Raw genomic sequence first — 14,306 nt, 5'->3', positions numbered from 1 at the left:
ACTGAAGCCTGGTGGCTCAGAGTTTATCACTTTGAGCCTCCACTCAGATTTTACTGATGCCTTTAAGCCAAGCTTTTAGACTTTAGAGAACGCCTTGCTCGGCAAGAGATACCGTACTGTGATCACCCACAATGACATGGTCCAGCACTCGTACATCAATCACCTCCAGCAGTTCTTTTAGTTTAATGGTTATGTCAATGTCGGCATGGCTCGGATCGGGTTGTCCGCTAGGGTGGTTGTGAGCCAGTATCACTGCTGCGGCATTATTGGCTAAGCATTGTTGAACGATGACTCTTGGATGCACACTGGCCTGATTAATGGACCCGCCAAACATTATTTCGAATTTGATCACTCGGTGGCGGTTATCCAGGAACAGGCAGGCAAATTGTTCATTGGGATAATCTCGTAATTTGGTAAACAAAAAATGCCGTGTTGCAGAAGGCGATGTTAATACATCGCCACGCTTGAGCTTTTGTTCCAGACAACGGCGTGTCATTTCCATCGATGCCTGGATCTGAACATACTTAGAAAGGCCGATACCTTTGTGTTGAGCCAGTATGTTCCAAGGTTGGCGCAACAGCTCGCGAACGTCACCGTAGCTGGTAATTAACTCTCGCGCCAATTCCATAACGCCTTTTCCTGAGATCCCTGTACGGAGAAAAATCGCTAACAGCTCAGTATCCGACAGACTCTCTGCCCCATGTTTTATCAGTTTTTCTCGTGGCCTTTCTTCCTGTGGCCAGTCTTTTACTTTCATTGTCTTTCCTTGAGATGATTGGTCGAACACACTTTAGGTAAATCTCAAACGGGCGTCTATCAGAGATTTGCTCCGATCTATGTCGGAGATTGCAGATTTATCAAGGATAATTACTAAAGTAAGTGGTTATTCGCTTACATAGGTTGTAATATTATTAAGATAACTTTTGCTATGCCTTTCGCGGTGATATTTTATTCACTTTTAGCCAAGACGAGCCGTATTTCATTAAGGCTTGGAGCTGGGATATAGCGAAATACTATTGTGGTGGCTGAAGCGTTATGTGGCTGCTCGGCAATTAACGAGATTTCGATGGCAGCTGGTATTGTAGGGTATGCCGTTGGTGTTGAATGTTCGGAAGATTGCTCATTGATGGCCCTTAAGGTTTCTTTATACCTGTTGCCTTTCACTATGCAGCAGTGTTAGCAGCATTGTGAAATATTTGGGGTATATATCTTTTTTATTTCACCACGGGTTGTAGGCATGATGAGTTTGTCTATGATCAAGTAAAGTTCAAGGCTCTAGCAGAGCCGAATCAAGGTCGTTATTTAAAAAAATAAGTAGTTAAATCATTGTGAGTTCTGAATGCTGACAAAACGTATTATATTGGGTGTGACGGGCGGCATTGCGGCTTATAAGAGTGTGGAACTGTGCCGCCGCCTTATTGAGAAGGGATGTGAAGTGCGCGTTGTCATGACAGCGGGTGCAAAAGAATTTATAACCCCTATGACTTTTCAGGCTGTGAGTGGTCACCCGGTTCATCATGAATTGTTTGATGAAGCGGCAGAAGCCGCCATGGGTCATATTGAGTTGGCGCGTTGGGCCGATCAGATTTTAATCGCGCCTGCTAGCGCTGACTTTATGGCTCGAATCGTCGCTGGTATGGCGGGGGATCTTTTGTCGACGTTATGTCTGGCTTCAAATGCACCCGTTACCGTTGCTCCGGCTATGAATCAGCAGATGTGGCGAGCCGCGGCAACGCAACATAACATAGACATATTACGCCAGCGGAATATTGCGATCATTGGCCCTGCCAGTGGCGAACAGGCATGCGGTGATATCGGGCCTGGGCGTATGGTTGAACCATTAGATATTGCTAATCAGATATTGGATACCGTGGAATCTTCGGCTCTGCTGGCTGGTCAGCGCTGGGTTATTACGGCGGGCCCAACACGAGAATCCATTGATCCGGTAAGATTTTTAAGCAACCACAGTTCTGGCAAAATGGGCTATTCCATTGCAGAAGCCGCGGCTGCATTGGGAGCTGAAGTTGAGCTGGTGAGCGGGCCTGTGAATTTGCCAACACCGCATAAAGTTGAGCGTCAATGTGTCACGGGGGCGCAAGATATGCTCGACGAAGTAATGAAGCGTGTTAAGAAGGCTGACGTTTTTGTTGCCTGCGCTGCTGTGGCGGATTATCGAATCAAGCAGGTCGCTGAGCAAAAAATCAAGAAAAATGAAGATACAATGACATTGGAGTTAGTCAAAAACCCTGATATTTTACAGCTGGTTTCTGCTTTAGAGCAGCGCCCACTGTGTGTGGGGTTCGCTGCCGAGACTCAAGATGTCGAGAAGTTTGCCCAAGGGAAACTGAAACGTAAGAAACTTGATTTAATCTGCGCTAACAATGTCAGCCAGGAGGGCGTCGGATTTGATGCTGATGACAATGCCCTGATGCTGTTATTTAAAAACGGTGACAAAGTGTCATTAAAGCGCGATAGCAAGCAGCGCATTGCTGCACAGCTTGTACAACATATCAATGAACTATTGAAGTAAAACGAATGACCCGAATGACAAGGAATCAATCGTGAAGAGAAAAGCCAAAGCACAAAATCAAAAAACAGAGGCTTCGAAGTCTAACGAATATTTACTGGGTTCAAAGAGTATTCTTAGTCTTGGTGGACCCTACATTATCTTCTCTTGTTTAATCATCTGTCTGGTTGCCATACTGCTCTACTATGTTGTTGTCTCCGGTCCTAGTGCTCAGAAAAATCAAATATTTACTCAGGGCGCATTACGAGGCTATGTGGATTCCATTTTAGTCAAAGTAGAAACGGCTCGAGATTATGTTGATCAGTTTGCAAATAGCAGCCCTGTTGTGGCTGCTGTTATCGATCAAGATCTGCAACGTATTCAAGAGTTAGAGCAGCAGTTAAATAATCGCATTCCTTATACAATGGGCGTCAAAATTCTGTTCCCTACTGTGATGACAGAAAACTTATCATCCAAACCCCCTATTACCAATGTGGTTTTAGATCTGGTTCGAGATGTGGTGAAAGGCAAGCCCGTTCATCCAGAGGTCATCAAGCCTGGGTCAAATGACAGTTTTGTTTCTATTATGTCGCCCGTTAAATCTGGAGATAGAGTGTTGGCTGTGGTGGTACTGGCTCTTGAACGACAGTTGATTGATGACACCTTGGAGCGTATTCATTCGGTTCCTGGCTACATTGAATTGCAGCAGAACTTTTATAACAAAGAGCAGATGGTTGGCAGCCAGGGAGATGCATCTCTCAAAAGTGGAAGACCCTTTGCTGTAGGTACTCGTCCTGGCTCTAATTGGTCGGTGGCGTTCTGGCCCAAAGATTTAGATGGATTTTCGGGACGCACTGAGCTGATTTATTTTATCTTAGGCGTTATTACTATTTTAGTGGTGGTGGGCGTTTGTAATTTTATTGGCTTACGTACATTACAGTATGACGTAAAAGCAGACACTGGGCATCTGGCCAAATTGCTGCTGGATACCAAGGGACAGTTTATTGATACTTCTGGCTCATTCAAAATTAATTTCTTCCGTGATTTAATTGTGACCTTAGTTCGTAATGGTTTTAGTGTGGGTATCGAACCGAGTGCTCATGAGCCGGCCGCAGTTAAAACCAAGCCTGCTATGAATGAAGCACCCGTCGAAGATAACCGTCCGTTAATTGCTTCACTAGGCAGTGATGATGGACTCGAAGTTCAAGATCATACACCGATGGTCTCACTCAAAATTCCTGAGTCTATCTTCCGCGCTTATGACATTCGTGGTGTCGTTAACGAAACTCTCACTCCAGAAATCGTAAAAGAAATAGGCCGTGCAATTGGTAGTGAAGCTTTTGAGCGTGGTGAACAAAAAGTTGTCGTTGCGCGCGATGGTCGTCTGTCTGGCCCGAGCTTAACAGACGCTTTAAAAGAAGGTTTGATCGAGAGTGGTCGTGATGTAATTGATATTGGTATGGTGCCAACGCCCATATTGTATTTCGCGACTAATTATTTAGATACGCGCTCTGGTGTTATGGTGACGGGTAGCCATAACCCGGCCAACTACAATGGTTTAAAAGTTGTTATTGCTGGAGAGACGCTATCGAAGGAAAACATTCAGGCTCTGAGAAAGCGCATCGTTAATGATGAGTTTGTGAGTGGGCAAGGCAGCGAAGAAGTGTTGGATTTATTGCCTGATTATTTAGGACAGATTACCTCTGATGTGGCATTGGCGCAGCCATTAAAAGTCGCTGTTGATTGTGGTAATGGTGTTTCTGGTGGCGTGATTCCTCAGTTACTTCAAGCGCTTGGATGTGAAGTGATTGGTTTATATTGCGATGTGGATGGTAACTTCCCTAATCATCATCCAGATCCCAGTAAGCCCGAGAACCTCAAAGACCTGATCAATATGGTTAAAAATGAAGAGGCGGATCTGGGGCTGGCATTTGATGGCGATGGTGATCGTCTTGGCGTGATTGCTTCTGATGGAACCATCATCTGGCCTGATCGACAAATGATGCTTTATGCCATTGACGTTTTATCGCGTAATCCTGGCGCAGATATCATCTTTGATGTTAAGTGCACCAGCCATTTACCTAAAGTCATTTCATCCCATGGTGGGCGTCCTATCATGTGGAAAACCGGACATTCACTTATCAAAGCTAAAATGCGCGAAACGGGTGCATTGCTTGCAGGAGAGTGTAGCGGTCATATCTTCTTTAAAGAGCGCTGGTTTGGCTTTGATGATGCACTTTATACTGCGGCTCGATTGTTAGAAATTTTAGCGGGTGATGTACGTAAGTCGGCCGAAGTTTTTGCTGCTTTGCCTGATAGTGTGGTCACCCCCGAAATCAATGTCTCAATTTCAGATGCTCGAAAATTCACATTTATAAAGAAGCTGTCTGAGAATGCTCATTTTCCTGGAGGGAAGTTGAATACCATCGACGGAATTCGAGTGGATTATGATGACGGTTGGGGACTGGTACGTGCGTCTAATACAACACCTTGTCTGGTGGTTCGATTTGAAGCAGAAAATGAAGACGCATTACATCGAATTCAAGATACATTTAGACAACAAGTTTTAGCGATTGATAGCTCGTTGCAATTGCCATTTTAAATTTTTTGGGGAGATAACTTTATGCCTGCGGTGAAAAAAAGCGGCTCGCGCCGCCAGGAGATTTTGCAATGCCTGGCACATATGTTAGAAACGGAAGTGGGTGCGAGAATAACAACAGCACGACTGGCAAAAGAAGTGGGAGTTTCTGAAGCGGCTCTTTATCGACACTTTCCCAGTAAGGCGAAAATGTTTGAAGGGTTACTCGAGTTTGTTGAAGAAAGTATTTTTACTCGCATCAATGTAATCAATGGCGAGCAGCGCGAGAGCCATGAAAAGTGTCAGATGATTCTGGGCCTTATTCTTGCGTTTGCAGATAAAAATCCTGGCATTTGTCGTTTGTTGACTGGGGATGCTTTGATTGGCGAGCAAGAGCGGCTACGTGAACGGGTGGCTCAGTTGTTTGATCGTGTTGAGTTGCAAATTAAACAGATCTTGCGAGACGCTCAATTAGCTAACAGCAGCATATCGATTGACTCGGCTGTTACCGCTAATTTATTGATGGCTTGTGCAGAAGGACGTATTCAGCAATTTGTGCGTAGTAATTTTAAGCGTTCACCGGTTGAGAACTGGAATACTCAGTGGAATTATCTGGTGCCGATGCTGGGGTAATAAAGTTAGGATAATAGAAATGCAGAAAGCAGCTCGAGTTAGAGCTGCTTTTCTACTAATTGAATAAAGCCATCACGAACACTTCGAATGTGGGAGCTGGCACATAGCTGAGTACCTGCATCACTCGAATGACAACTAATCTCTAATACCACTTGCGTCTGATGACGGCCTGGTACTTTCGAAAAAGACAGGGCAATATCACTCTCTGTGGCTGGCGATGCTGTTAAAATTAATGTGTCTGTAATGATCTCTAATTTGCCCGTTGCGTTATTAGCGGCATAAACCTGCGCAAGCTGCCATATTTTTCCGCACTGTTCGTTGTTTTCGCAGTCGTATATTGCAACGGTGCCTTTGTCATTCTTCTTTGCATCTCTATCAAGTCGATGAGCCAGACGTTTTGCTTGTAGCTCTTTAAAGCGAATGATGTCTTTCTCAAAGCGCTTAGCAATATTTTCTTTTTCTTGCTGTATTAAGGTGGCTGTGTTGATGCGTTGATTGATCTGCTTTTGTGTTTCAACAATGTTTTGTTTGAGTTTGTCAGGAACCTTGGTGCCCAAACGCTCATAGTCTGCTGCACGTCCCTGAAGTTGCTCCAGATTAGACAACAATAGATTCCGTTCGTTAACGTTAATCTCTTTGCGCTGCTCGATACCTTGCATTTGCGCTTCTCGAGCTCGAGTAATGTCATTCACACTGGCAAACAGGCGTAGTAGTTCGGCGTCACGTTTTAGCTGGCGCTGATGATCTCGCTTGGCTTTCTCAATCTCTTTTTGGCGCTTTTTTTCTTCTTCAAGTTCACCAATGGTTTTGGCTGGACTGACACGTTGAATCAGTTTGCCTTCGGCATTCAATACTTCGTAGCCACTGGCAAGAGCTTCTGGCGTTACATAATCGACAACGATGATCTGCCCTTCGCTGTTTTTGAAGCGATAGTAGTTTTTTGCTTCCGCTATAGGGAACAAAGCACATATCAGAATAAATGAGAGCAGTTTTTTCATTATTAACCTTGATATCTTTCTACTACTTAACTGTAGCAAATTAATCGTTTTTGCGTTACCCCAATGCTCTAGTGGGTATTCCATAGAGCTGCTGCACCCTCGGTTGGGTGGTCGAAGATGCAGGCCGTATTTTACGGTTAGGCGACACCGTATTCTGAGCGGTATGCCTCAATTGCTTGACTAAATTGAGCTAACTCTTTGTTTTTTGCGATATAAGCAGACAATCCACTCAGGTTCGCAATCGAATAAACGGGGAGTTGATATTCTTTTTCGACTTCCTGTATGGCAGATAGTTCGCCTTTCCCTTTTTCCTGGCGATCCAATGCAACCAATACTCCTGCTGGTTCGGCACCGTGCTGCTTGATGATATCGATTGACTCTCGAATGGCCGTACCTGCGGTAATCACATCATCGATAATCATCACTTTACCATTGAGCGCTGCTCCTACCAAGTTTCCGCCTTCACCATGGGTTTTAGCTTCTTTTCGGTTATAACATACAGGGTAGTTAGCTTGTTTTATATGATACAGCGAGGTGGCTGTTGTGGTGGCCAGTGGTATGCCTTTGTAGGCTGGGCCAAAAATCATATCAAAATCGGCATTATTCTCGATCAGGGTTTCGGCATAGCATTGGCCTAACAAGCTGAGATCGCGGCCACCTGAGAATAAGCCCGCGTTAAAGAAGTAAGGACTTACTCGACCTGATTTTAATGTGAATTCGCCAAATTTTAAGGCATTACGCTCGATGGCAAGTTGTAAAAATCGATTTTGGGTATCTGACATTTGTTCCTCGTCACAACCGGAATCTATGGCTTTGCAAACATTGGACAGTCTGAACAAAGCTTTTTAAAGGAAATGGGCTGCGATTATAGCCTGAATTGGCGTCAGTGTCCGTTGCATTACTCAGAAAAGAGCGATTTGTTCGACAAATCGAATTGAGAAGAGGGCTTATAAGGTAGAGCGGTTACCAGCGCCGAGGAGCGCTGGTAGAGTGGAGCTGGGATTAAAAATAAGAGCGAATACCGATAGAATAGTTTGTCCAGTCAATATCAGCATTGGCTGTGTGGTATTCTAGATGCCAAACCCAGTCTTTCGACATTTTCCAGCTTGCACCTAAACCCCAGGTGAAGGCATGATCTTCAAACTTCTGGGTGGCATACACCACGCCATTACTCGTGCCATTGGTTCGAGTAAAGTTCTGCTTTTGATAACCAACGCGAGCAAACAGTGCCCATTCGTCAGTCAGTGGCAATCTAGGCTTTGCCGAAACCGATAAAGTCTTTGAATCCCATTGCGTAGTAAAACCTTCAGAGATACACGTTGCCCCATCAGGACAGGTATCAACAAATAGAGTCATTTCGCGTACATTTCCATAGCTGATATCGGCATGGAAGTAAGGAGAAAACTCTTTGCCCAGCGAGAACGAAAAAGAATTATTGGTATCGTCGATGATAGAGGTGTCTATCGTTGATGTGATCAATGATCCTTTTTGATTTGTTGAACTAATATCCAGTTGTGTATACCAATCTCCTGCTTCAACTTGTAGTGAAGACGCAGCGATCAATGCTGAAAATAACCATTTACCCTTTAACATACATCTAACCTTCGTTTATTTTGTTGTGATATGCCGCTAACATACAAGCAGTTGGCGCTATTGCCAATCCCAATAGTTGCAATTATTGAATACTGAGATTATTGCTGTCGATTTTTTACCCACTCGGTAATACGAATAAAGGTTGGAAGGTCTAAATTTTCTGCACGTTCTTTGCTGTTAAGGTCCAGCTGCTCAAAATCCTCTTCACTAAGAAACTCTTTTAAGCTGTTGCGAATGGTCTTGCGGCGCAGGTTAAATGCTGAAGTGACGATTCGATTGAGCAACTTAACGTCGGTTTCAATAAACTTGGCGTCTTTTTTGGGCTCGAGTCGAACAATGGCTGAATCCACCTTAGGCGGTGGATTAAAAGCGCCTGGTTTAACAATAAACAACAGATTGGCCTGGCAATAATATTGCGTCATGATGCTCAGACGGCCATAGTCCTTGGTGCCCGGCACGGCGACAAGCCTTTCTACCACTTCTTTTTGCAGCATAAAGTGCATGTCTTTAATGTAGGCTATTTGTTCAAATAGACGAAACATGAGTGGGGTCGAAATATTGTAAGGTAGGTTGCCTATTACGCGCAGGGAGCCAGGGCCATCGGCTAGCTCGGCAAAATCAATTTTGAGCGCATCGGATTCAATGATGTCCAGCTCACCATCGCCAAAACAGAACATCTTAAGTTTTGGGATCACATCACGATCTAACTCAATTGCTCGCATTCGCTTGGCTTTTTGCAGAATGGGTCGGGTGAGTGCGCCGGGACCAGGACCGATTTCGACAATATTATCCCCATCTTTGGGGTTAATGCTGGCGACAATACGCCCAATCACTTGGGGATCATGTAAGAAGTTCTGCCCGAAGCGCTTACGCGCCTGATGATGAATAGGTTTCATAAATGCTCTAAGTTAGGATAAAGATTGGCAAGCCTGTATGGCATATTTTAACGCATATTCCATGCTTCCTGCATCGGCTTGATAGGAGGCGGCAATATTTAATGCGGTGCCATGGTCTACAGAGGTTCGTAAATAGGGTAATCCAAGGGTGACATTGGCACATTGCCCAAAGCTTGCGAACTTAATAACGGGTAAGACCTGATCATGATACATGCCCAGAAATAAATCCGTATTCTTTAATGTCTGTTGGTTGAACAGAGTGTCGGCAGGAAAAGGGCCAGAAATGTTCGCTGGCAGATGTTGCAGGTTTTGTAATGCGGGCGTTATAAAACGTTGTTCTTCATCACCCAGATGTCCGCCTTCGCCAGCATGGGGATTTAGGCCGCACACTTTGATGTTAGGAGTTTTGATGCCTAACTGTTGTAAACCTTCAACACACAATTTGATAACCAACTCGACTTCGCCTTGAGTCACTCGTTGAGCGACGTCTTTTAAGGGGTGGTGTGTGGTAACTAAAGCCACGCGCATAGCGTCGCAGGCGAGCATCATCACCACTTTGTCTTTGCCGCTGTGTTGCGCGAAAAACTCCGTGTGCCCAGTAAAAGCCTCTCCGGCATCGTTGATAATGCCTTTGTGGACAGGGGCAGTAACAATCCCGTCAACATCGCCACTCATAGCTAGTTGATGGGCATGTTTTAGCAGACCTAACACATAAGATGCGTTATCAACATTGAGTTCGCCTGGAATGTTGGGAGAGCTCAGTGGGTGGTGAAGGACATAAATGTGTTCTGGGTTATGTTTCGGAACTTCATCAACATGGGTAACAGGGATAATTTGTGCCGACAGTTTGGCAGCTTTGGCCGTTTGTTGGAGTAAATCCTGATCGCCTAGAACTAGGCATCGTGCATTGAGAGATTGGTGAGTCAGGGCTTTAAGAGAGACTTCGGGACCAATCCCCGAAGGCTCTCCACTGGTGATGACCAGAGTAGGAGTGGACTCCATTGAATTATTCGAATTCAAATAGAATTTCTACATAAGAAGTGTCGCGGATTTCTTGTAACCAGGCTTCAACTTCTTCGTCAAATTTGCGTGAATGCAAAATACGGCGTGCCTGTTCACGTTTCTTTTCTTTCGTCTGGTCGTTAGAGCGACGCTCCAATACTTCAATAATGTGGAATCCAAATTGAGTTTTAACCGGCTCACTTAACTCATTCAATGGCAAAGTCTGTACAGCGGTTTTAAAAGGACCTACATACTTAGCTGGCTCACTCCAACCTAAGTCGCCACCAAGGTTGGCGCTGCCTTTATCGGCAGAGTGTTCTTTGGCCAGCTCTTCAAAGTCTGCACCGTCGAGAATTTTTTGGCGAATGTCTTTAATTTTGGCCTCTGCTTGAGCTTCGGTCATGATGGCATTCGGCGATAACAAAATATGACGTGCCTTGACCTGATCTACCAGATGCACCTGCTCGCCTCGTTTATCTAGCAGCTTCAAAATGTGGAAGCCGCTGCCGCTGCGTAGTGCTTCACTGATACCACCGATTTCAAGAGCTTTGGTTGAGGCAACGAACAGTGAGGGCAACTCTGCTGCTGAACGCCAGCCAAAATCACCACCTTGCAGGGCATTCTGGCCCGACGAATGAGCAATGGCTGTTTGAGCAAAGTCTGCGCCAGCGCGCAAATCTTTGATGAGGTTTTCGGCTTTGTCTCGAGCTTCCTGAATCGACTGAGGATCCGTCGAGTTTTTGATGGGAAGCAGGATGTGCCCTAGACGGTACTGAATTTTCTCTGAGCCTTCGGCGTCAATCAGTTGGACCATATTATCAACGTCTCGCTCGCTGATTTTGATACGGCGAGATACATGGCCACGACGTACACGTTGGGTCATGATTTCTTTGCGCAGATCTTCACGAAACAGTTCGAAGTCAATGCCTTCTTTTTCTGCCATCTCGATTCGCAGCTGCTCTAACGTCATATTGTTTTGCTCGGCAATACGTTGAACGGCGGCGTTGAGCTCCTGCTCGCTAATACGAACACCTGCGCGTTTGGCCATCTGCAATTGCAAAGAGTCCAGAATCATGCGCTCGAGTATTTGTTGTTGCAACAGTGAAGAAGGAGGGAGAGGCTGCCCCCGCTTTTGGGCCTGAGTCGTAATTTCATTGAGTTTGCGCGTCAACTCGCTGCGCAGAATCACGTCTTTCTCAACCATCGCGATAATTTCATCAAGCTTTTGCGGCTCGGCCTGAACAAGCGAGGTTATTGTGGTCAGTACACTGACGACTAACAAGGTTACAATCTTCTTCATCACTGTTTCCAATAGTTACTGCACGGTTGTTATTTGTAGGGATCTTCAAATCCCTGAATACCTTCTTCCAGTAAGTTTGAGGCTTTCTTCTGGCCTGCACTACCAAGGCCCTTAAAGACAAACTGTAAGAAGATATCATTGTTAAATGGATTCTGACCAGGGATTTTATCCCCTTTTGAGTCCAGACGTATATTTAGATACCGTCGCTTTACCAGACGTATGGCCCAACAACAGGATTCATACTCAAAGCCAGCAAAGATTTCAATGTCCCGCACATTAACCCAATCATAGTTCCAGCGACCATAGAGTGACCATTTATCCGATACGGGGACGGCAAAAGAGATATCACTTTGCCTCGAACGTATTCTCTTGGTTGGATCTGCTGGTTCTGCCGGATCTTGTTGATTTCGATATCTATGTGTCACATTGACCACAAGATTGTCTTTCGGTTCATATTGGAGGCCAAAGAAACCGCGCTCAGTAAACTGTTCATCCGAGTTGTAGAGCAATCCTGTGCGGAACTTTAGATAATCGTTCAAATTCCACTCAATATCAGTGAGGATAGAAGAGTTATCCCGTTTGTTCGACAGTATAGGGCCGTCTGATGACGCGTCACTATCCAGCGTGACCAGCCTATCTTCGGCAAAATAAGCACGTCCAAAAGACACTCTGAGTTTTTGCTTTCCGGTGTTTTTATCCAGAAAACGGCTGGAAAGACCAAGGCTGATCTGCTGAGTATCCCCTATGCGGTCAAAACCAGAAAATCGATTGTTGGCAAATAACTGGGTATAGGTCAGCTCGGGTAGTCGAGTGTCATAGATGCCGGTATTGCGTTGATCACGGTACGGGGTATAAATAAACTTCACTCGCGGTTCCAGTGTTTGCAAAAAACGCGAGCCTTCTCGCCCAAACACCAGTCCTGTGTCCAGGCTAAAGGTGGGTACATTCAGGCTCACATCTTCTTCAAGCAAGGGATCGGTGATTTGGTCTTGGCTATATTTGGCCAGATGGTATTGCAGACCCGGCTTAAGGTATCCCCACTCCTGCGCTAAAGAATACGTCATGGTGGATTGCAGAATATGACGAACAGCAGTGACTTGATCGGTATTTACATGATCAAACTGAGTACTTTCGGTGCGTAAGTTCCAGCTAAATGGAGATTCATCTTCGGTGATCTGCCATTGAAAACCCAGTTGAGGGGCTTTTCGATAAGGCTCTTGCGATAGCGCCAGCGGTTGGTAACGCAACCATTCTAGATAAGCATGAAAATCGTTATTGGCATAGGTCAAACGCCCGCTGCGCTTAAGCTGATCGGTGTTGGTCTGAGAAAGACCCGAGCCCAGATCCAGAAAGTAATCCTGATCACTTACTCCGGCAGCATCAATATCCCAGCGCCAATGTTGACCAAAGTTGGAATGATGTTTGAGTTGATACAACCAGCGGTCACTTTCGTCCACCGTCGCGCGATCTTCTGGCAACCATTCGATATCGGCCTGGCCTTCGCTGCCTTCTGTCAGATAACGAAACTCGACACCCAGTTGGGTACCACGTCGATCAATAAATCGAGGGGTTAAGGTTGCATCGTAGTTAGGGGCGATATTCCAGTAAAAAGGAACCGAAATATCCGTACCATTGCGCGAGTTATTACTGAAGGACGGTGGCAGCAAACCACTATGACGTCGATCATCGACCGGAAACTGTAAGTAAGGCAGATAAAAAACTGGCACTTCGCCCAGCTTGAGCCACAGGTGATAAGCTTCTCCCCAACCTTCTTCGGTGTCTATGTCGAGTTCTGAAGCATTGAAACGCCAGCTTTCGTCACCTTGAGGGCAGGTGGTAAACGTTAAGTCCTGCAAATTCATCATTTGCTGGCTGTCTACCTGAATTAATTCGGCTTTTCCATTGCCACCATGTTCAAACAATCGAAACTGAGTATTGTGTAATTTGGCTTCCTGAGTCTCAGAGTTGCCTTCGGCTTTATCGGCGGCAATCAGAGCGCTGTCGGTTTCTACCAGAATTTTATCCGTGGCAGAAAAGTCGCTGGACTGTCGATCCATGGTCAGGGCGCCTGCGCGAATCGTCATCTGCGCGCTTTTAAGTTCTACGTCTCCTTCAACAACAACTTGTTGCTGATTGGAAGAAGTCACTTTTTCTGCGGTGAGTTTATAAAGATCGTCCGCTGCCTGTTTGACGGCCGTTGAAGTCGGCGTTTCTGATACGGGCGGTGCGGGCAATGGGCAACCCAACGGAGGCAAAAAGTTTCGTTGCAACCATTGTTGCTGGGTCAGGCGTGAGCCTGCTTTTGATGGTTGCTTGAGGGAATTCGACTGGCAATCGGGCAAACTGGAATTTGCTCGACATTGCTCCGACGCCTGTTTATTATCGGCAGCGGTCGTTGTGGTTTGCGCCAGCAGTGGCGCAGAAGCCAATGCCGTTGAGGCCCAGACGATACGATAGAATAATGGTTGTTTTGATTTTTTCATATATCGATAAAGTAAATACTATACCCAAAGTATTTCAAAGTGCATCTAGACGGTAAGCGAGTCCCCTAAGCTTAGATAGACTAAGTCACTGGGGCGGTAGCCGATACTCCTGCGCTTTGAAAAGCGACGGATATACATTTGACTGCCGCTAATACAAGCCTAAAGTCGCGTATGATAAAGCAAAATGACCTGATTGTGGGGACTCATTTGTAATAAAGTCTCCAGCGATGGCAGCAGGCCGACCCGAATGTTCAGGTTCTCTGTGAAGCCGATGGCTTAAGGCGTTCTTAGCGTTATCTTCTTTGCAGTGAATTCAT

Annotated in this window: 11 protein-coding genes; 3 read left to right on the top strand and 8 right to left on the bottom strand. The window is 45.5% G+C overall.

The genetic code is table 11. The features are described 5' to 3' along the window. Nucleotides 1-82: 82 nt before the first annotated feature. Entirely contained in the window at nt 83-757 is a 675-nt protein-coding gene (gene radC, locus NH399_RS09055; RefSeq protein ID WP_253039211.1) for a DNA repair protein RadC, read from the bottom strand. Nucleotides 758-1,339: 582 nt separating this feature from the next. Between radC and coaBC the strand changes: the two genes are divergently transcribed. The 3 genes from coaBC to slmA are packed head-to-tail and all read left to right on the top strand — an operon-like array spanning nt 1,340 to nt 5,717. Continuing rightward, the gene (coaBC, locus tag NH399_RS09050; RefSeq protein WP_253039209.1) at nt 1,340-2,530 is read left to right on the top strand and encodes a bifunctional phosphopantothenoylcysteine decarboxylase/phosphopantothenate--cysteine ligase CoaBC; all 1,191 of its coding nucleotides are present in this window, start codon (nt 1,340-1,342) and stop codon (nt 2,528-2,530) included. Nucleotides 2,531-2,561: 31 nt separating this feature from the next. Next, nucleotides 2,562-5,108 (top strand): phosphomannomutase/phosphoglucomutase, encoded by a 2,547-nt coding sequence (locus tag NH399_RS25745; protein WP_371876068.1) that lies wholly within the window; start codon nt 2,562-2,564, stop codon nt 5,106-5,108. Between the two features lie 21 nt (nt 5,109-5,129). Beyond that, on the top strand, nt 5,130-5,717 hold the full coding sequence (gene slmA / locus NH399_RS09040; protein ID WP_253039200.1) for a nucleoid occlusion factor SlmA: 588 nt from the start codon (nt 5,130-5,132) through the stop codon (nt 5,715-5,717). Nucleotides 5,718-5,755: 38 nt separating this feature from the next. Here the strand turns inward: slmA and NH399_RS09035 are convergent, their stop codons facing one another. From NH399_RS09035 to NH399_RS09005, 7 genes are all read right to left on the bottom strand, one after another. Continuing rightward, nucleotides 5,756-6,715: a hypothetical protein gene (locus NH399_RS09035; protein ID WP_253039198.1), complete on the bottom strand. Its 960-nt coding sequence runs from the start codon at nt 6,713-6,715 to the stop codon at nt 5,756-5,758. 137 nt (nt 6,716-6,852) lie between these two features. After that, on the bottom strand, nt 6,853-7,497 hold the full coding sequence (gene pyrE, locus NH399_RS09030; protein ID WP_253039196.1) for an orotate phosphoribosyltransferase: 645 nt from the start codon (nt 7,495-7,497) through the stop codon (nt 6,853-6,855). Between the two features lie 220 nt (nt 7,498-7,717). Beyond that, complete coding sequence (locus NH399_RS09025; RefSeq protein WP_253039185.1) at nt 7,718-8,308, bottom strand: outer membrane beta-barrel protein; 591 nt, start codon at nt 8,306-8,308, stop codon at nt 7,718-7,720. 98 nt (nt 8,309-8,406) lie between these two features. Next, complete coding sequence (rsmA, locus tag NH399_RS09020) at nt 8,407-9,204, bottom strand: 16S rRNA (adenine(1518)-N(6)/adenine(1519)-N(6))-dimethyltransferase RsmA (RefSeq protein ID WP_253039183.1); 798 nt, start codon at nt 9,202-9,204, stop codon at nt 8,407-8,409. Between the two features lie 12 nt (nt 9,205-9,216). Beyond that, nucleotides 9,217-10,224, bottom strand: coding sequence for a 4-hydroxythreonine-4-phosphate dehydrogenase PdxA (gene pdxA, locus NH399_RS09015; RefSeq protein ID WP_253039173.1), 1,008 nt, complete (start codon nt 10,222-10,224; stop codon nt 9,217-9,219). Next, nucleotides 10,211-11,506, bottom strand: coding sequence for a peptidylprolyl isomerase SurA (surA, locus tag NH399_RS09010; protein WP_253039165.1), 1,296 nt, complete (start codon nt 11,504-11,506; stop codon nt 10,211-10,213). The genes pdxA and surA overlap by 14 nt, the downstream gene beginning before the upstream one ends. A 29-nt stretch (nt 11,507-11,535) precedes the next feature. After that, nucleotides 11,536-13,989: an LPS-assembly protein LptD gene (locus tag NH399_RS09005; RefSeq protein WP_253039148.1), complete on the bottom strand. Its 2,454-nt coding sequence runs from the start codon at nt 13,987-13,989 to the stop codon at nt 11,536-11,538. Nucleotides 13,990-14,306 lie beyond the last annotated feature (317 nt).

Origin of the sequence: Pleionea sp. CnH1-48, from assembly GCF_024124665.1 — a bacterium.
GTDB lineage: Bacteria > Pseudomonadota > Gammaproteobacteria > Enterobacterales > Kangiellaceae > JAMXSB01.
The sequence above is the reverse complement of the archived record's forward strand: the minus strand, read 5'-3'. Positions and strand labels throughout refer to the sequence as shown.

What these genes read in the sequence shown, in the direction of transcription:
- radC (WP_253039211.1), bottom strand. Translation starts at nt 757, where the DNA reads ATGAAAGTAAAAGACTGGCCACAGGAAGAAAGGCCACGAGAAAAACTG.
- coaBC (WP_253039209.1), top strand. Translation starts at nt 1,340, where the DNA reads ATGCTGACAAAACGTATTATATTGGGTGTGACGGGCGGCATTGCGGCT.
- slmA (WP_253039200.1), top strand. Translation starts at nt 5,130, where the DNA reads ATGCCTGCGGTGAAAAAAAGCGGCTCGCGCCGCCAGGAGATTTTGCAA.
- NH399_RS09035 (WP_253039198.1), bottom strand. Translation starts at nt 6,715, where the DNA reads ATGAAAAAACTGCTCTCATTTATTCTGATATGTGCTTTGTTCCCTATA.
- pyrE (WP_253039196.1), bottom strand. Translation starts at nt 7,497, where the DNA reads ATGTCAGATACCCAAAATCGATTTTTACAACTTGCCATCGAGCGTAAT.
- NH399_RS09025 (WP_253039185.1), bottom strand. Translation starts at nt 8,308, where the DNA reads ATGTTAAAGGGTAAATGGTTATTTTCAGCATTGATCGCTGCGTCTTCA.
- rsmA (WP_253039183.1), bottom strand. Translation starts at nt 9,204, where the DNA reads ATGAAACCTATTCATCATCAGGCGCGTAAGCGCTTCGGGCAGAACTTC.
- surA (WP_253039165.1), bottom strand. Translation starts at nt 11,506, where the DNA reads ATGAAGAAGATTGTAACCTTGTTAGTCGTCAGTGTACTGACCACAATA.
- NH399_RS09005 (WP_253039148.1), bottom strand. Translation starts at nt 13,989, where the DNA reads ATGAAAAAATCAAAACAACCATTATTCTATCGTATCGTCTGGGCCTCA.